Consider the following 17302-nt stretch of genomic DNA (forward strand, 5'->3'; position numbering starts at 1 on the left):
TTCGAGAACTGGAACAGCAGATAAGACGGGATATTGAGGACGGTATCGACAGCACTGGCAAGAAAATGACGCTTTGCCAACTTTATGCCAAACAGAACGCACAGAGGGCAAATGTGAAGAAAAGCACACAGAAACAACGGGAACAACTCATGCGGTTATTGAAAGAGGACAAGTTAGGTGCTAGGAGCATTGATACAATCAAACCCTCTGACGCTAAGGAATGGGCGTTACGCATGAAAGACAAAGGCTTTTCCTACAATACCATTAACAACCATAAACGCTCGTTAAAAGCGTCATTCTACATAGCCATTCAAGATGATTATGTGAGGAAAAATCCCTTTGATTTCAAGTTGAGTGAAGTCCTAGAAAATGATACCAAAAAGAAAGTCGCATTGACAGAGGAACAGGAACAAGCCTTACTCTCATTCATCAAGACGGACAATGTGTATCACAAGCATTATGATGATGTGCTGATACTGTTAAAGACAGGACTTCGTATTTCGGAACTGTGCGGACTGACAGTAGCCGACATTGATTTCAAGAATGAAGTTGTGATTATCGACCACCAGTTACTAAAGAGCAAGGAACAGGGCTATTATATTGAAACGCCTAAAACAAAAAGCGGAATAAGGCAAGTACCATTAAGCAAAGAAACGATACAGGCATTTCAACAGGTTATGAAAAAACGTCCAAAGGCAGAACCATTTGTGATAGACGGACGGGGCAACTTCCTATTTGTCAATCATAAGGGCAAGCCCAAAGTTGCGATTGATTATAACGCCTTATTTATCCGTATGGTAAAGAAATACAACAAGCACCACAAGGACAATCCATTGCCACATATCACACCGCATACGCTACGCCATACATTCTGCACAAGACTGGCAAGCAAGAACATGAACCCAAAAGATTTACAGTATATCATGGGGCATTCAAATATCAGTATCACAATGAACTGGTATGCTCATGCGTCCATAGATACCGCAAAATCAGAGGTTCAGCGTCTAATTGCATAGAAGTATTTACCACGATTTTAACCACGCTTGATAGTGAAAATATAAGAAGATAGACCTAGATATGTGAGGTTTACCACAAAAGCAAAATGCCCGTAGAGCCTATAAAATAAGGCTTTGCGGACATTTAAGAAGATATAAAAAGATAGTCAAAAAGACATATATAATTTTTAATAATTGTATTATGAATTGAAGCATATTCATCAGTCATTTTTATGTTTGTTTATCTTTTTGCTTTAATTATTTGTAAACAGATTTGTTCTGCTTTTAATTTAATTAATCAAGGTTAGTTTGAAGTGATAATAGAGTAGTATTTTTAATGAAATATAGAAAAATTAGAAGCTATTTACATAAAGGTTTCTTTTTTTCGTTAATATTGAGTTAATATTAGTTTGGTAGATTTTTTTATGTTTTGAAAATAGAAATATATTAGATATTGTCAAAAAAATTCGAAACTTTTAAAAATACATTTTTTGGTTGTTTTTAACAATAAATTAATATATAGTAGTTACGTAGATTAAATTTTAAGGAGGACTAAAATGAGTGAAGTAATTGCCATTGAAGGTGGACACAAATTGAATGGAACTGTGGTGGTAAGCGGTGCAAAAAATGCAACGGTAGCTCTAATTCCTGCGATTGTCTTAGCAGATAGTCCTGTAACAGTATATGGGGTACCAAATATTTCTGATGTCGATGCACTAGGAGTATTGTTAAGAGAATTAAACTGTGAAGTAGATAAAAATGATGATGTGTTAGTGGTTGATCCTTCTAACTTAAAAAATATACCTTTAGTAAGTGATGCAGTTGATAAATTAAGAGCATCTTATTATTTAATGGGAGCTTTATTAGGAAAATGCAAAAAAGTGACGATGAAGATGCCTGGTGGGTGTTTTTTAGGACCACGACCAATCGATTTACATATTAAAGGATTTGAAGCATTAGGTGCAAAAGTTAGTTATAGTGATAATGGAACCTATACGATTGAAGCTGATCGTTTAGTTGGGAATAAAATTTATTTGGATTTTGCTTCAGTAGGAGCAACAATCAATATCCTGTTGGCAGCGGTTAAAGCAGAAGGAAAAACAACAATAGAAAATTCTGCAAAGGAACCTGAAATTATTGATGTTGTTAATTTACTTACGAAAATGGGAGCTAAGATTCGTGGGGCTGGAACAGATACGATCACAATTGAAGGTGTAGAAACTCTTTGTGGTTGTGATCATGAAATTATTCCTGACCGAATTGAAGCTGGGACATTTTTAGTGATGGCTGCAGCGGCAGGAGAAAAAGTAATTATTCAAAATGTTATACCTCAACATTTAGAAGCAGTAACTTCTAAACTAAAAGAAATCGGGGTTAAAATGGATATTGTTGGTGACAGTATTATTGTTCATGGCGGCCTTGATAATTTAAAACCAATTGATATTAGGACACAGGTATATCCTGGTTTTGCAACCGATTTACAACAACCGCTAACAGCGTTATTAACTCAATGTCAGGGAGCTTCACAAGTAGTTGAAACGATTTATCCTGAACGCTTTGGACATTGTTATCAGCTGAATTCAATGGGAGCAAAAATTGATCAAGAAGAAGCAATGTGTTATATTAATGGTCCTACGCCATTACATGGAGCACGTGTTTATGCGACAGATCTACGTTGTGGTGCAGCGTTGATCGTGGCAGCTTTAATGGCTGATGGTGTTACTGAAATTGGAAATGTTTATCATATTGATCGCGGCTATGAAAATATTGATCATAAGTTAATTTCACTTGGAGCTGTGATTACTAGACGTCAAGTCGAAGATTAGTGATTAATTTAAAAAAATGACTTGAAATCTAGATATTTTAATGTTATTATACTAAAGCAACTTACTTTGTAGCTATATGCTATAAGGCGGAAGGAGATTGATATTTATGAAAAAAGGAATTCATCCAGATTACAAAAAAGTAAAAATCGTTTGTACTTCTTGTGGAAACGAATTTGAAGGTGGATCAGTTTTAGACGAAGTACGTGTTGATACTTGTTCAAACTGTCATCCATTCTATACTGGTAAACAAAGATTTGCTAGTGCTGATGGACGTGTTGATAAATTCAATAAAAAATACGGACTTAAATAATTACACAAGTAAAGGAGCGCAAGCTCCTTTTTTGCTGCAAAAAAAGACTTATGAAGATTCATAAGTCTTAAAATTCTAAATGTCTACGGGTTCGCTTCATTAAAATAAAAGAAGTCACTGCAGAGAAAATTTCCGCAATCGGGAAACATAGCCAAATTAAGTCTAAGTTACCTGTTAATGATAATACATAAGCACAAGGTAATAATACTAATAATTGTCTGATCAACGAAGTTAAAAGACTATATGTACCTTTACCAACAGCTTGGAAAGTTGCACTACAAACAATTGAGAAACCTGCAAAAATGAAATGAATAGCAATTATTCTTAAAGCCGGTGTTCCAATTTTTATCATTGCCTCAGAGGCGTTAAAGAAACCTAAAAGAGTTTGCGGAATTGTTTCAAAGAAGATAACACCAATGATCATCATGCCAGTAGCGTAGATCATTGCCAATTTTATTGTATCAAACATTCGTTTCTTTTGTTTAGCCCCAAGATTATAGGCAATGATTGGAATCATACCGTTATTAAGACCGAAAACAGGCATAAAGACAAAGCTTTGTAATTTGAAGTATACACCAAAAACCGCAGTAGCCGTGGTAGAAAAAGTAATTAAGATAGTATTCATACCAAAAGTCATGACACTACCGATAGACTGCATGATGATAGATGGGATTCCTACTGAATATATTTGCTTAACAATATGAGCATTAGGTCGAAACCTTTTAAATTTAAAATGAATATCATGATTAAATTTAAGATTGAAAAATAGAGCTAAAAGACAAGCAATGATTTGACCGGTTATTGTCGCAAGTGCAGCACCAGCGACACCCATTTTAGGAAAGCCACATAAACCAAAAATAAAAATAGGGTCTAAAATTATATTGATTATGGCACCTAATCCCTGAGTAACCATAGTAAACAGGGTTCTTCCAGTTGCCTGTAATAATCGTTCAAATAGAAATTGACAAAACAATCCAATTGAACAGCCAACTACGATCATTGAATATTGGGTACCGGCATTAACAATTTCAGTATTAGTTGTTTGAACATTAAAAAAGAGGTTAGACAATGTTAGTCCGGCGATCATAAATATAACCGCCGTGACAAGAAAAATAAATACTGAATTAACTGCTGTCTGGTTAACATGATCTTGATTCTTCTCACCTAAACTACGTGACAATAAAGCATTGACGCCAACTGCAGTTCCCCCGGCAAAGGCAATCATCAAGTTTTGCAATGGAAATGCTAAAGAAACAGCAGTTAAAGCGTTTTCGCTTATTTGGGCAACAAAGACACTATCAACGATATTATACATTGCTTGAACTAACATTGAGATAATCATTGGTAGAGACATTGAAATTAGCAGTTTGTTGACCGGCATTGTTCCCATCTTATTTTCTTGGATCACTATTTTTCTCCTTTTAAAAACAAATCAGCAATGATCGTTGCGACTTCGTCGATTCCTAAATCACTGTTAATCGTTAAATCGAAATTTTTTAAATGACCCCATTTTTTTGTTGTATAGTAATTGTAATAATTACTCCGACCTTTGTCTCTTTTAGTAACGTATTTTTTATAATCATCATGTACTTCTTGATAATCCTCTTTAACTCGGCGAATTCGTGATTCTAGTGGTGCATGAATAAAAATAGATAAAACATCATCATAATCCTCAAGGATATAATCAGCACATCCATTAACAATGATACATGAATCATGATTAGCTAAATGACGAATGATTTTAGACTGCATTACAAAAACCTGATCATTTAGTGGTAATGAAAAAGCGGAAGATGACATTGTATACATAAAGCTAGATGATTTTTGTTCAGCTACTTTACGGATTGCATCAACATCCATTCCCATTTCGCGAGCTGCCAAGTCGATGACTTCATTATCATAGTATACAAGTCCGACTTTCTGCGCAACTTTTTGTGCAATTAAGCGTCCGCCAGAACCGTATTCTCTGGCAATAGTAATAATTCTAGGCATATTGAAAATCCCCCTTTATATTCTTATTTTATCATAAAATTTAAAATTAATGACAATATTTTCACATCCTGCTTTTTCCAAGACAAATTTATTGTTTTTGTGCATACAAGTTTGTATAATAAAACAATAAAAGGAGAAGACAATGGAATTTCATATTTTAGCAAGTGGTTCAAAAGGAAACAGTACCTTTATTTATGATAATGGTGTGGGAATATTGATTGATTGTGGGATTGCTAGAAAACAATTATTATATAAACTTGGCAATCTTGGTTTTCAAGAAAGTAATATTAATTATGTTTTATTAACACACGATCATTACGACCATAATAAAAATATTAGTATATTTGATCAAAGAATCTGTTTTTGCGGTAAAGGATGTATCAAAGGAATCGATAGCAGCCATGAAATCAAACCATATAAAAGTTTTCAATTAGCTCATTTTGAAATCATGCCTTTAAGTATATCTCATGATGCGACAAGTCCGCTGGCTTTTATCATTACTGGTGTGAATGAATCTATTTTGTATATGACAGATACTGGTTATGTATCTCAAAAAAATCGGAAATATCTTAATAATCTAGACTATTATATTATTGAAAGTAATCATGATGTTGAGATGCTGATGGCAACGAAACGACCTTATTTTTTAAAACAGCGTATTCATGGTGATCTAGGCCATTTAAACAATGAATATAGTGCAAAGATGATGGTAGAGTTAATCGGTGATAAAACTAAAGAAATTGTTTTAGCGCATTTGAGTGATGAAGCTAATACTAAAGAGAAGGCATTAGAAACCTATCGTAAGATTTTTAATCAAAATAATCTAGAGTTCGATAATATTAAAGTAGCTAGCCAAATTGATGTGGTCAGCGGAGGTAATTATGAAGATTAAAATAGTTTGTGTTGGGCGTTTAAAAGAAAAATATTTAGTGGCAGGAATGCAGGAATATTTAAAGAGATTGCAGGCCTATTGCAAAGTAGAAGTTTATGAAGTAGCAGATGAAAGTATACCGGATAACTGCTCACTGGCCAATGAAACATTAATTAAAGCTAAAGAAGGGCGTAAGATGCTTGATAAAATTAAGCAGGATGATTATGTTATTTTGCTAGATGTGTCGGGAACGCAAATAGATTCTGTTGAATTATCAAATAAGATGGAAAAAGCCATGATTTCTGGTAAAAGTACGATTGCATTTGTAATTGGTGGTTCACTTGGTCATGGTGAAGAAATGCTTGATCGTGCTAATTTTAGGCTAAGTTTTTCTAAGATGACTTTACCGCATCAATTGATGAGGCTAGTCTTAGTAGAACAAATCTATCGGGCATTTAAAATTATGAAAAACGAAACATATCATAAATAAGGTATTAATAAAAAAGAATATAGATGAAAAAACCTAATATTTAAATTAGGTTTTTTAGTTTCTTTTTATTTGATCTTTATATTGACTTAAACTTTCATTAGTGTTCATTATAAAAACTAAATCCATTTTTACCTGAATATTTTGAATTATACAGAGCTTGATCCGCATTTTTATATAGAACTTCAAAAGTTGCCCCGTCTATAGGTGCTACAGCAACTCCAATAGAACCAGTTATTAGAATTGTTTCTTCATGCCATTGATAAGATAATCGTAATTTTTTAAGCAGGTTATTTAATGATATGATGGCATTTTCTTTTTGAACAATATTTTTCATAAATACAATAAATTCATCACCACCCAAACGAGCAATTATATCTGTTTTTCGAAAATTTTCTTTTAATATATTAGCTACCTGCTTTAATACTTCATCACCTTGTAAATGCCCTAAACTATCATTGATTTTCTTAAAATTATCTAAGTCAATGATAATAAAAGCACTCATTTGATTATTTGATTTATGAAGATATTCTACTATTAAACGCTGAGCACCAATCCGGTTATAGATACCTGTAAGGGCATCTGTATCAGCTGCTTTTTTAATAGCTTTTAGCTTGTTTTCTTGATTTTTTTGTTTAAGATATTCTTTTGTAATGTCACTTCTTCGAATAAGTACGATTTTATTTTCTTCATCATAATATTGAACAGTAATTAATTTTCTCCGATATTCTTTATTTTCATCTAACATACCTAGTTCAATTTTATAAACACTTTGTTCTTGCAGACGATTAAGTATATATTCAGGAATCAATTGTTCGATAACTCTGTCTTGATCTTCTAAAACGGTATTTTGTCGTGTGTATTTTATCATTGCTTGAGTATAATTATTGCCTTCTTGAGGAGGAATGACAGTACCGTTATCAGTTATCGAAAAATTAGAAAAATAGCCATTTTTTGTATCAAGATAATACAAATAATCCCCTTTTTTATAAACAAATTTTTCTGTAATTGAATTAATGATATGTTCTCTATCGACATTACTAAATACAAGATATATTTTTTCATTGTTCTTGGGAAGATAGAGAGTTTTTAATTGGACCCATTCATAATTTTCTAGTTCCTTTTGGAAACGTAGGTCAAGATGTGATGTTTTTTGTGTTTTAGAAAGTAATCTTAAATTATCAATTGTTAAAAAGTTTTCTAATTCTTTTTTTTCAAAGTTGATAATTAATCTTTTTTCAAGTAGCAAAAGAAATTGTTTTAGTGAAAATATTTTTTGATCATGATCATTATTGGTAGGTAAAACAGATTTTAATATATGTAATTTTTCAGTAGCTAAGTCCACTTCAACAATTGTAGAATATAGATTAAAAAAAGCATCTAATATTTCTTCTTTTTCTTTTACTAAAGAGGAAATAGTTTTTCTATCAGAAATATCATAAATATAAAATAATAATTTTTTAATTCCCATTACTTGGGCACAAAATATTCTAGCTTCTACCCAAGTATAATCTCCAAAAATTGTTTTTGTTTTAAACTCAATTTGTTTTAACTTTTTTTTATTGATTATTTGTTCTAGAGATGCAGATACAAAAATATTATCTAAACGTGTAATATCGTTTGGGTGTGTCCATTTTCTTATAACAGAAAAAACATTATCCCCATCATCAATTTTATGATATTTTTTCTTTTTATAAAAAATAGTCTTTATTTCTAAACTATCTATATCAATTTCAAAAAGGCCTTCACAATTTTCGATAAAGTAAGGTGAATATAATCGTAATTTTTTGAAATCGATTATTTTGTGCTCATTATTTTTGATATCCATCTCAAGTTCTTCTGTTATATCATGATAATAGCCTTTAAATCTTATTCCATTTTTATATGATTTATCAAGAAAACCGCCACACCGAACCCATGTCCACCCTTTTTCTTCATGTCTCCATGGATACCGTATTTCGGTTCTTTTGTTCTTTTTTATATTTTCGATTGCATCAAAAACTAATCCTATATATTCAGAATCAATTCTCTCCATACAAAATGAATAGAGTTCTTCCGGTGTCAGAGTATTGCTGTTTCCTCCTAATAACGAGTACATAATTGTATCACCATACATCTTTGGAATTCCGTCGTTAGGATATTCTATTATCCAAAAACCGATTTGCAAATCTGCTAATAATTCGGTTTTATTAACAATATCTGATACATCTTCTCTTATATTCAAATTTTCCATTATTTAAAACCTCCCCAATATAAATTTGTATCAAATAATTTGCATATTTTTTATCATTTTTCAGTTAACCATTATACAATATCAATTTCTTTTATGAAAGGCTCTTTTAGTTATATCAGTTGATAAAATGATAAAAAAGATTTCAATTTTAAACCATTATATCAAATAAAAATAATTTTTTATTTACCATGTTTGTACGACTTCACCTATTGGATTAAGTAGAAAATATAATTATCAAATAAAAATGATAGTTTACTTTAATAGCAAGCTGTAGGCTTATGAATAATCATGATATGATAAATTTGGAAGTAAGATTAATTGTAATAGAGTTTTTAATTATGATTGATATAGATGGATATTTTACAATTAGCGATGGAATAAATAGGGGATAGGGAGACTTTTTTGAAAAATATTTTCTTGTACGTATAAATAATAGACATAAATTTTTTTGATAAGGTAAAATAAATGTGATTGAGGGAAGAAAATCTTTTAAAATATGTGTAAAAAGGAGTTGACAGTCATGTTCAAAACTGCGATCCTGCCAGACAGTAGGATAGTGTCTGCTTTTTTTGCATATATCATTACTTGTTGCAGCCGGAATTCTAATTACTATATTTGTTGTATTAAAGAAAAAGAAAGGATTAAAAATTCTTAGTTTATAAATATAAATCAGCATTCTGCAGGGGGGATAATATGCTAAAATGTATATAGATTCAAATAGAAAAGTTATTTTTAGTTGCTATTTCTTTTGGTATGCATAAGCATGAAACTGGCAATAATATTAATTATATTGTATCAGGGATGGGTAAAGCCATATGTGATGATGACGAAGAAAGTTTATTTGCAGGAATCTGCCATATTTGTAAAGAAGATTCTAAACATAGCATTATTAACATTGGAACAGAGGATTTTGCCATGATTACGATCGTTGTTGAGCAATAGGTGCTGATTTTATAATTTAAGACGATATCAAGCGATTAGTCGTTAAGATTAATCGCTTTTTTGTATATAAATACATGATTGATAGACGAAATCTGACGGGAGAATAGATAGTTTTATTGATTTATAAAATTTATTATATAAATCAATAAGTTAAGATTTCAATGAATGACATTTTAAATAAACCTTTTTGTTCATAATTGTACTAATGATAATTTGGCAGTATAATAAGTAAAAATATAAGAGATAAGGAAAAATTATGAAATATATAATAAGACTGGTATCAGCAACAATAGTTTTTGTGTTGGCAAATAGGTTGTTATTAGGTTTTTCAAACGTATTGTTAATTGGTTTATTAGTGGGGATTTTTATAGTTATTAATGCAATACCATATGTCCCTTATCCTAGACCTCTTTTGAAACGATATCGCATATGTAAAGCAGGGTGTGAATTATTAAAAATATTTTTAATATCTTTAATAATGACAATTGTTTATATGCTTTATTCATTTTTTAAAGTAGATATTGGCGCATGGTTAACTAATCTATTAGTGGTAATAATAGTTGAGGCTGTTGTTTTTTGGAATGGCATTATTAGAATTTATTTAACGGCTAACCAATTAGGAGCTAAATGGCGCATAATCGGGGTTGTTTGGGGATGGTTTCCACTTGTTAATTTGATTATTTTAAGAAAGCTTATTAAAATTGCTGATGATGAAATTATATTTGAAAATGAAAAAACTATTTTAAATGGAGTTAGAAAAGAACAACAGCTGTGTAAAACAAAATATCCATTGCTGTTGGTTCATGGAGTGTTTTTTAGAGATTTTAAATATTTTAATTATTGGGGACGAATTCCCGAGGAACTAGAACAAAATGGAGCGGTCATTTATTATGGTAATCATCAGTCAGCAGCTAGTGTTATTGCTAGTGGCGATGAGTTAGCAAAGCGAATCAAAGAAATTGTACAGGAAAGCGGGTGTGAAAAGTTAAATATTATTGCACATTCTAAAGGTGGTTTAGATTGTCGTTATGCGATTGCAAAGCTGAATATTGCGCCATATGTGGCATCACTTACTACGATCAATACTCCACATCGAGGATGCATATTTGCAGATTATTTATTGGAAAAAATCCCTGAAAAAATTAAACAAAAAGTGGCTCAGGGATATAATACAGCCCTTAAGAAATTTGGGGACGAGAATCCAGATTTTATTGCTGCGGTCAATGATTTAACTGCTTCAACGTGTCAAAAGTTCAATGCGGATGTTCCTGATGTGGCAGAAGTATTTTATCAAAGTGTTGGTTCGAAACTAAATGTTGCTTCAGGAGGTCGCTTTCCGCTTAATTTTTCGCATCATTTAGTGAAGTATTTTGATGGGCCTAATGATGGATTAGTGGCTGAAAACTCATTTCCTTGGGGTTGTGATTATACTTTTTTAACAACAAATACGAAAAGAGGAATATCGCATGGTGATATGATAGATTTAAATCGTGAGAATATTGCTGAGTTTGATGTTCGGGAATTTTATGTTCAATTAGTTAATATGCTCAAAGTACATGGTTATTAGTCTGGAGACACGATAGTTGCTCTGGAAGTCAAAATCATGATATGATAAGAAAGGATGAAGGAGGGTTATTTATGGAAGTCGCTTTAGTAATAGGGATGTTTGTTTGTACAGCTTTAGCCCTTAATTTTTTGGTTAATGGAAGACGGAAATTATCAGGGACTTTTGAGATAATTAATTTATGTTTGATTGTAGCAACAGCTTATCAATTTAAATTAGTTAGTTCAATTATTTGGGTTCTTGTAATTTTAGCAATCTTACTGATTGCAGGATTGATCTTTAATAAAAAAAGAAAAGATAAAAAAGTTGCTAATGAAATAATTGAAGCAAGAATAGTAGATAAAGGAGAATAGAATGGAAACAGTAAATATTATTATTGAAATGGAAGATGGCGGAGTGATGAAAGGTGAGTTATATCCTGAAATTGCTCCAATTAGTGTGGAAAACTTTTTAAAATTAATTGATCAAGATTTTTTTGCAGGGTTAATATTCCATCGTGTTATCCCAGGATTTATGATTCAAGGTGGAGGATATGATAAAGATTTCAACCATCATGAGGCTGACAGTATTAAAGGTGAATTTAGAAGTAATGGAGTAGCTAATGATTTATTACATACTCGTGGTGTATTATCAATGGCTAGAACAATGGTTCCTGATTCAGCATCATCACAATTTTTTATCATGCATGCTGATGCTCCTCATCTTGATGGTGACTATGCGGCTTTTGGGAAAATCACGGAAGGATTAGAGGTTGTTGATCAAATTGCTAATGCTCCTAGAAATATACAAGATTGCCCTAATCAGCCAATCGTAATTAAAACTATTAAAAGAGGATAAGGAAATGAAATTATTTATTTTAGAAAATTGTCCTCATTGTCGTAATGCACGGCGCTGGATTAAAGAATTGCAAGATGAAAACCCAGAATATAATCAAATTGAAATTGAATTGATTGATGAGCAAATCAATAGTGAATTAGCAGATCAGTATGATTATTATTATGTTCCAGCTTTGTTTGATGGGAATACTAAGTTACATGAAGGTGTTGCCAGCAAAGATGGTTTGAAAAAAATATTTGATCAATATTTAGGACATTAGTTTGTCCTTTTTATTTTAAATTTAATATAGTGTATGAGTAATCAAAGAATCTTATTACTATTTGATGTTTTATTGTAATATAGACAAAAAGCCTCGCTCAAGAGGCTAAGAGATTTTTAATAATTTGACCAAGTATTTTAATACCTTGATCAATTGTTTTTAGATCACAATTAGTATAATTTAATCGTAGAGTTGAAACGTTTCGTTCTTCTTCATAGAAAGGATCACCAGCAGCAATTGCGATGTCATGTTTGATTGCTTCATTTGCTAGAGCGACAGCAGTTAGTTTTTGGGGTAATGTGACCCATAAGAACATTCCGCCTTGGGGAATTGTATGTTTAACTTCAGCAGGGAAATACTTTTGAATACTAGTTATCATTTGTTCCGCTTGTTCTTTATAAAGTTTTTTTATTTTTTCAAGGTGTTGTTCAAGACTGTTATCACAAAGATATTGATGAAGGACCATTTGCCCAAAAATATTAGTATGAAGATCAACGATTTGTTTATAGGCTAAGAGCTTTTGCTTTAAATAAGAGTTTGAACAAGCAATCCAGCCTATTCTCATACCTGGAGAAACTGTTTTTGAGAAAGTTCCGAGCAGTATCGTTTGATCTTTTAGCAAGGGATAAATAGGTAAAAATGTTTCATCGTTAAAACGAAGATCACCATAAGGGTTGTCCTCAATAAAGATAGTGTTAGTTTTTTTAAGCAAATTTGCTAGAGCAATTCGGGTTTCATTGTCATAAGTTAAACCGGTAGGGTTTTGAAAAGTCGGGATAGCATAAAAGAATTTTGGTTTTTGTTCAAGATATGCTGTTAATTCCTGTAGGTCAATTCCGTGATGATTTAAAGTAACCGAGTTGATTTTTGGATTATAGAGATGAAATACTTGGAGTGCAGCTAGGTAACTAGGTTTTTCAATAAGAATTTTATCACCTTCATCGATCAGTACTGCCGATAAAATATCGAGTGCTTGTTGGGAACCGTTAGTGATAATAATATCATTGGCACTAATATCAATTCCTTGTTTCAAATATTGATGTGCAATAAATTGACGTAAGGGTAAATATCCTTCTGGAATACTATACTGCATAGCGATTGTACCATGCTGATCAAGTACTTTTTGTGTGGCTGCTGCCATTTCCTGAGTGGGAAAAGAGATGGGATTAGGTAATCCACCGGCGAAAGAAATCAAATTAGGCTTGTTAGTCGCTTGTAGCATCATGTCTAAAAAATCTCCTTGAAAATCGGGTCGGGTAGAGCGAGTTGAATAATTAAATGTTTTCATTTTAAATTTCCTCCTTTAGATAAAATAAAAACCCTAAGCACTTATGCTAGGGCGAATAGATTATCCGTGGTACCACCTAATTTCCAAATTTCTTTGGCTCTTGCTTCATGTACGGAGTTAAATACTCGATACACTATCCTGATAACGTAGGAAATACGTTGAAGTCTACTTAAGTTTCCTTGTTCGATTCACTGCTCGAAGGCTACCTTCAATAATTATGTTGTAAAGATTTTCACCAGCCATCTTTTCTCTAAAACTCCATAATTATTTACTCTTCCCTGTCATTGCATTTGTACTTGGATGTTTATTTTTACTCATAATAGTCCTATTTTAAAGAAATGTCAATTGTTTTTTATCATTGATAACTATGTCTTTTTTGAAATCTTATCATAAATGAATTGCATAAATATCCTTTTGAGTTAATAACAATTTCCCAAATATCTAATATTTTCATATAATATTTTTTACCATTTTTTAAAACTTTATATCTACTTGAAAAATCATTATCATTATAATATATTGTTTCTCTAGTAGATGAATAATTATCATTTTCAATAGCGGCTGGGCAAATATTATCATTTGCGTAAACATTTGGTTTTGATAATGGAACAACGATCCCCATTAGAACTATTATGGACAACAAAGCTGCATTAATTTTTTAACATATTATTTGATATAATATAAAATATTTGATTTATTATATCTTTTCTTTTTCGATATTATTGATACTAGATAAATCAAATTATGAGAAAAACAATAATATTATATGAAAGTTATCATTTGTATTATTATATAAAGATTTATACTTTTTGCATTTGTTTTTAATGTATTTCTTTAAATAAAGTATATCGTAATTATTTTTTGTCTACTAACACCTTAATGTGTTCTTTCTAATTTTCGATAGTAATTTTTTTTAAAAGTAATATAATAGTTAGAGCAGGGAGATGATGTAATGGCAAAATTTGATATAAAAAAAGAATATCCAAAATTATATCGAGCAACAACTAAAAAGATAAGTAGTTTAACTATTCCGATGATCAAATATATTGCAATAGATGGAATTGGGAATCCGACAGTGCCGGAATTTAAAAATAAATCAAAATTATTATTTGAATTTAATAAGGCTTTAAAAGAATATTATTGTCAGCAAGAGATTGTATTTAGTGGTTCAAAGTTAGAAGGTATTTGGGACACCTATGATAATAGCCATTTTGATGTTACACGTAAAAAAATGATTAAATATACACTAATGATGCCACAGCCACCGATTTTAACTGATCATATTCTTGAAGAAGTGAAGAATGAAGTGTTGACGAAAACGGGTAATTGTTTAGCATTAGACGTATATCTTAAAGAGTTTGAAGAAGGTAAATGTATTCAAATGCTGCACATTGGACCTTATAATACGGAAATCAATTCAACTAAACAGATCATGGAATACATAACGGTGGCGAATCTTAAGTTAAGTGGTTTTCATCATGAGATATATTTAAATAAACCTGAAAAAGTAGCGCCAGAAGATTTGAAGACAATTGTACGATATCCAGTAGAGGAGGTTTTTCTATGAAATTAATGTTTATTTCTGATATTCACGGTTCATCTTTGTATGCTCAAAAAGCAATTGATACATATAAGCAGGAAAAAGCAGATAAACTAATTATTTTAGGAGATATTTTATATCATGGGCCTCGTAATGATTTACCTGAAGAATATGCTCCTAAAAAAGTTATTTCGCTATTGAATGCTTACAAGAAAGATATTATCGCAGTTCGTGGGAATTGTGATGCTGAAGTTGATCAAATGGTTTTGGATTTTCCGATCCGTAGTGATTTTGCAACTGTTGATGTAGATGGACATCATTTCTTTTTAACGCATGGTCATTTATTTGATGAGGATAATTTACCAGGCTTGAATGATGGTGATATTTTTGTGTATGGTCATATTCATAAACCGGTTGCTAAGGAAATTAATGGTATCTATATTATTAATCCTTCGTCGATTTCTTTGCCTAAAGAGGGAAAGAATAGCTATGGTATTTATGAAAAGGATACTTTTATGATTAAAGATTTTGATCAAACGGTAGTTAAAAAGATTGATTTTAGAAAATCGCAATAATTGCGATTTTTTATATTCTTGGGAGTAAAAAATATTTGTAATAAATTGTCTTAGTAAATAGTTATCATATTATTCGAATAAAAAGATTAAAGTGTTATAATATATAATATAGAAGGACGTTAAAGGAAAGGAGGAAATAAGATGTATAAGATACTATTAGTATGTAATGCGGGAATGTCTACTAGTATGCTTGTTCAACGGATGGAAAAGGCCGCAACTGAAAAAGGAATCGAAGCAGAAATTATCGCATTGCCAATTACCGATGCATTATCTAAGATGGATGATTGGGATGTGGTGATGTTAGGTCCACAAGTACGTCATGAATTAAAAGGTCTTAGAACTAAAACAGAAACTCCAATTGAAGTAATTGAAATGAGAGATTATGGAATGATGAATGGAGAAAAAGTATTAGAAGCAGCTATTAAAGTTATTGATGCAAAATAATAATAGTGAAAAAGTCTCGATAAGAGGCTTTTTCATTTTGAGAAAAATATACATTTAATTTAATGGTTTTTTATATCTAAAAAAAGTCCGTGCAAATTTATTAAAAGTATGGTATTTTTAAAGAGAGCTAGATAGAGGAGGGGTAGCCATGGTAAAATACATCGATATTGCTGATGATATTAGATCCAAGATAATAGAAGAGAAATACACCTATGGACAAAAACTCCCGTATGAATATGTATTGTGTGTAACGTACCATTGTAATAAAGAAACAATGAAAAAAGCACTAGATATTTTAGTTAAAGAAGGATTGATTGTAAGACGTCGAGGGGCTGGAACCTTTGTTAAAGATTATAATCCTTCGATGGAGAGTCCTAATAAATCTAATTATTTTACCAAAGGATTAACAGAACGTTTTGCGGGGATAAAGAAAATTGATAGTGAGATTATTGCTTTCGAAGTTATTCCAAGTGATGAGACGATATCGAAAAAATTGCAAATAGAAGAGGGTTCGTTTGTGTATCATATCATTAGATTCCGCAAACTAGATGATAAGCCGTATTCATTAGAAATAATTTATATGCCAATCTCAATTATTCCTAATTTAAAGGTTGATCATTTGAAGACATCAATTTATCAGTATATTGAAAATGATTTAAAGCTAAAAATTCAAAGTGCTCATAAAACTGTTCGTGGTCATTTGTCATCACAGCTTGAACAGGATTATCTAGGTTTAAAAGAAACAGAGCCATATTTTGAAGTTGAACAAGTAGCTTATTTGAGTAGTGGTGTGATCTTTGAATACTCATTTTCACGTTTCCATTACAATGATTTTGAGCTCCAAACTGTTACTGTAGCAATGTAAAGCGCTTATTTTTGTAAGCGTTTTTATTTTTTTGTAAAAAATTATAAAAAAATTTTTTGTAAGCGGTTTAGTGAAAAATGGCTATATACCAACGTTTTTTAGGACAATACCGGTTTTATTTTTAAAAGTATGGTACTTTTGAAAGTAAAAAGCATTGACTTTTACCAGTTTAAATTTTATACTAATAGTGTCAATAGATATTTTAAGGGAGGAAAAAAATATGGACAAAATGGCAGATGTCCTTGGCCGCGTTGGTGCGTGGTGTGGGCAAAAT

The 17302-nt window shown here is 31.3% G+C and carries 19 protein-coding genes and 1 other annotated feature; of the genes, 14 read left to right on the top strand and 5 right to left on the bottom strand.

Annotated elements, in window-relative coordinates:
* From KTF99_RS15950 to rpmE, 3 genes are all read left to right on the top strand, one after another.
* The coding region (locus KTF99_RS15950; protein ID WP_254210215.1) for a tyrosine-type recombinase/integrase at nt 1-1016 on the top strand (1016 nt) is incomplete at its 5' end.
* 536 nt (nt 1017-1552) lie between these two features.
* On the top strand, nt 1553-2821 hold the full coding sequence (locus KTF99_RS15955) for a UDP-N-acetylglucosamine 1-carboxyvinyltransferase (protein WP_003534911.1): 1269 nt from the start codon (nt 1553-1555) through the stop codon (nt 2819-2821).
* A gap of 106 nt (nt 2822-2927) precedes the next feature.
* Nucleotides 2928-3131, top strand: a complete 204-nt coding sequence (rpmE, locus tag KTF99_RS15960) for a 50S ribosomal protein L31 (RefSeq protein ID WP_003534909.1) — start codon at nt 2928-2930, stop codon at nt 3129-3131.
* A 67-nt stretch (nt 3132-3198) separates the two neighbouring features.
* Here rpmE and KTF99_RS15965 read toward each other — a convergent pair whose 3' ends face one another.
* Nucleotides 3199-4539, bottom strand: a complete 1341-nt coding sequence (locus KTF99_RS15965) for an MATE family efflux transporter (RefSeq protein WP_009008566.1) — start codon at nt 4537-4539, stop codon at nt 3199-3201.
* Nucleotides 4539-5123, bottom strand: coding sequence for a cytidylate kinase-like family protein (locus tag KTF99_RS15970; protein ID WP_003534905.1), 585 nt, complete (start codon nt 5121-5123; stop codon nt 4539-4541). The genes KTF99_RS15965 and KTF99_RS15970 overlap by 1 nt, the downstream gene beginning before the upstream one ends.
* Nucleotides 5124-5265: 142 nt before the next feature.
* Between KTF99_RS15970 and KTF99_RS15975 the strand changes: the two genes are divergently transcribed.
* Nucleotides 5266-6015 carry an MBL fold metallo-hydrolase gene (locus KTF99_RS15975; protein WP_029481825.1) on the top strand — a complete coding sequence of 250 codons (750 nt, stop codon included), beginning with the start codon at nt 5266-5268 and terminating at the stop codon, nt 6013-6015.
* Nucleotides 6005-6484, top strand: coding sequence for a 23S rRNA (pseudouridine(1915)-N(3))-methyltransferase RlmH (gene rlmH / locus KTF99_RS15980; protein ID WP_003534903.1), 480 nt, complete (start codon nt 6005-6007; stop codon nt 6482-6484). The genes KTF99_RS15975 and rlmH overlap by 11 nt, the downstream gene beginning before the upstream one ends.
* 97 nt (nt 6485-6581) lie before the next feature.
* Here the strand turns inward: rlmH and KTF99_RS15985 are convergent, their stop codons facing one another.
* The gene (locus KTF99_RS15985) at nt 6582-8714 is read right to left on the bottom strand and encodes a GGDEF domain-containing protein (protein WP_029481823.1); all 2133 of its coding nucleotides are present in this window, start codon (nt 8712-8714) and stop codon (nt 6582-6584) included.
* 753 nt (nt 8715-9467) lie between these two features.
* Between KTF99_RS15985 and KTF99_RS15990 the strand changes: the two genes are divergently transcribed.
* The 5 genes from KTF99_RS15990 to KTF99_RS16010 all read left to right on the top strand — a co-directional run bounded on the left by KTF99_RS15990 (nt 9468) and on the right by KTF99_RS16010 (nt 12316).
* Nucleotides 9468-9656, top strand: a complete 189-nt coding sequence (locus KTF99_RS15990; RefSeq protein WP_003534901.1) for a cupin domain-containing protein — start codon at nt 9468-9470, stop codon at nt 9654-9656.
* A 256-nt stretch (nt 9657-9912) separates the two neighbouring features.
* Nucleotides 9913-11223 (top strand): lipase family alpha/beta hydrolase, encoded by a 1311-nt coding sequence (locus KTF99_RS15995; protein WP_003534900.1) that lies wholly within the window; start codon nt 9913-9915, stop codon nt 11221-11223.
* Between the two features lie 71 nt (nt 11224-11294).
* The gene (locus tag KTF99_RS16000) at nt 11295-11573 is read left to right on the top strand and encodes a hypothetical protein (RefSeq protein WP_008792356.1); all 279 of its coding nucleotides are present in this window, start codon (nt 11295-11297) and stop codon (nt 11571-11573) included.
* Nucleotide 11574: 1 nt separating this feature from the next.
* Complete coding sequence (locus KTF99_RS16005; protein WP_003534898.1) at nt 11575-12057, top strand: peptidylprolyl isomerase; 483 nt, start codon at nt 11575-11577, stop codon at nt 12055-12057.
* 4 nt (nt 12058-12061) lie between these two features.
* Nucleotides 12062-12316, top strand: a complete 255-nt coding sequence (locus KTF99_RS16010) for a glutaredoxin domain-containing protein (protein ID WP_003534897.1) — start codon at nt 12062-12064, stop codon at nt 12314-12316.
* 97 nt (nt 12317-12413) lie between these two features.
* Here the strand turns inward: KTF99_RS16010 and KTF99_RS16015 are convergent, their stop codons facing one another.
* Complete coding sequence (locus tag KTF99_RS16015) at nt 12414-13541, bottom strand: aminotransferase-like domain-containing protein (RefSeq protein ID WP_226910372.1); 1128 nt, start codon at nt 13539-13541, stop codon at nt 12414-12416.
* 107 nt (nt 13542-13648) lie between these two features.
* Nucleotides 13649-13898: a binding site (T-box leader), on the bottom strand.
* A gap of 61 nt (nt 13899-13959) precedes the next feature.
* Nucleotides 13960-14226 carry a hypothetical protein gene (locus tag KTF99_RS16020; RefSeq protein WP_022007428.1) on the bottom strand — a complete coding sequence of 89 codons (267 nt, stop codon included), beginning with the start codon at nt 14224-14226 and terminating at the stop codon, nt 13960-13962.
* Between the two features lie 330 nt (nt 14227-14556).
* Between KTF99_RS16020 and KTF99_RS16025 the strand changes: the two genes are divergently transcribed.
* The 4 genes from KTF99_RS16025 (at nt 14557) to KTF99_RS16040 (ending at nt 17028) form a co-directional block, all read left to right on the top strand.
* On the top strand, nt 14557-15171 hold the full coding sequence (locus tag KTF99_RS16025; protein WP_003534893.1) for a GyrI-like domain-containing protein: 615 nt from the start codon (nt 14557-14559) through the stop codon (nt 15169-15171).
* Nucleotides 15168-15719: a phosphodiesterase gene (yfcE, locus tag KTF99_RS16030; RefSeq protein ID WP_003534890.1), complete on the top strand. Its 552-nt coding sequence runs from the start codon at nt 15168-15170 to the stop codon at nt 15717-15719. Before KTF99_RS16025 ends, yfcE begins: the two co-directional genes overlap by 4 nt.
* A gap of 141 nt (nt 15720-15860) precedes the next feature.
* Nucleotides 15861-16163 carry a PTS sugar transporter subunit IIB gene (locus KTF99_RS16035; RefSeq protein ID WP_003534888.1) on the top strand — a complete coding sequence of 101 codons (303 nt, stop codon included), beginning with the start codon at nt 15861-15863 and terminating at the stop codon, nt 16161-16163.
* A gap of 148 nt (nt 16164-16311) precedes the next feature.
* The gene (locus KTF99_RS16040) at nt 16312-17028 is read left to right on the top strand and encodes a GntR family transcriptional regulator (RefSeq protein ID WP_003534885.1); all 717 of its coding nucleotides are present in this window, start codon (nt 16312-16314) and stop codon (nt 17026-17028) included.
* Nucleotides 17029-17302: the final 274 nt, after the last annotated feature.

The sequence above is a fragment of the Erysipelatoclostridium sp. MSK.7.34 genome (assembly GCF_019041935.1).
GTDB classification, from domain to species: domain Bacteria; phylum Bacillota_I; class Bacilli_A; order Erysipelotrichales; family Coprobacillaceae; genus Thomasclavelia; species Thomasclavelia ramosa.

What these genes read in the sequence shown, in the direction of transcription:
- KTF99_RS15955 (WP_003534911.1), top strand. Translation starts at nt 1,553, where the DNA reads ATGAGTGAAGTAATTGCCATTGAAGGTGGACACAAATTGAATGGAACT.
- rpmE (WP_003534909.1), top strand. Translation starts at nt 2,928, where the DNA reads ATGAAAAAAGGAATTCATCCAGATTACAAAAAAGTAAAAATCGTTTGT.
- KTF99_RS15970 (WP_003534905.1), bottom strand. Translation starts at nt 5,123, where the DNA reads ATGCCTAGAATTATTACTATTGCCAGAGAATACGGTTCTGGCGGACGC.
- KTF99_RS15975 (WP_029481825.1), top strand. Translation starts at nt 5,266, where the DNA reads ATGGAATTTCATATTTTAGCAAGTGGTTCAAAAGGAAACAGTACCTTT.
- rlmH (WP_003534903.1), top strand. Translation starts at nt 6,005, where the DNA reads ATGAAGATTAAAATAGTTTGTGTTGGGCGTTTAAAAGAAAAATATTTA.
- KTF99_RS15985 (WP_029481823.1), bottom strand. Translation starts at nt 8,714, where the DNA reads ATGGAAAATTTGAATATAAGAGAAGATGTATCAGATATTGTTAATAAA.
- KTF99_RS15990 (WP_003534901.1), top strand. Translation starts at nt 9,468, where the DNA reads ATGCATAAGCATGAAACTGGCAATAATATTAATTATATTGTATCAGGG.
- KTF99_RS15995 (WP_003534900.1), top strand. Translation starts at nt 9,913, where the DNA reads ATGAAATATATAATAAGACTGGTATCAGCAACAATAGTTTTTGTGTTG.
- KTF99_RS16000 (WP_008792356.1), top strand. Translation starts at nt 11,295, where the DNA reads ATGGAAGTCGCTTTAGTAATAGGGATGTTTGTTTGTACAGCTTTAGCC.
- KTF99_RS16005 (WP_003534898.1), top strand. Translation starts at nt 11,575, where the DNA reads ATGGAAACAGTAAATATTATTATTGAAATGGAAGATGGCGGAGTGATG.
- KTF99_RS16010 (WP_003534897.1), top strand. Translation starts at nt 12,062, where the DNA reads ATGAAATTATTTATTTTAGAAAATTGTCCTCATTGTCGTAATGCACGG.
- KTF99_RS16015 (WP_226910372.1), bottom strand. Translation starts at nt 13,541, where the DNA reads ATGATGCTACAAGCGACTAACAAGCCTAATTTGATTTCTTTCGCCGGT.
- KTF99_RS16020 (WP_022007428.1), bottom strand. Translation starts at nt 14,226, where the DNA reads ATGGGGATCGTTGTTCCATTATCAAAACCAAATGTTTACGCAAATGAT.
- KTF99_RS16025 (WP_003534893.1), top strand. Translation starts at nt 14,557, where the DNA reads ATGGCAAAATTTGATATAAAAAAAGAATATCCAAAATTATATCGAGCA.
- yfcE (WP_003534890.1), top strand. Translation starts at nt 15,168, where the DNA reads ATGAAATTAATGTTTATTTCTGATATTCACGGTTCATCTTTGTATGCT.
- KTF99_RS16035 (WP_003534888.1), top strand. Translation starts at nt 15,861, where the DNA reads ATGTATAAGATACTATTAGTATGTAATGCGGGAATGTCTACTAGTATG.
- KTF99_RS16040 (WP_003534885.1), top strand. Translation starts at nt 16,312, where the DNA reads ATGGTAAAATACATCGATATTGCTGATGATATTAGATCCAAGATAATA.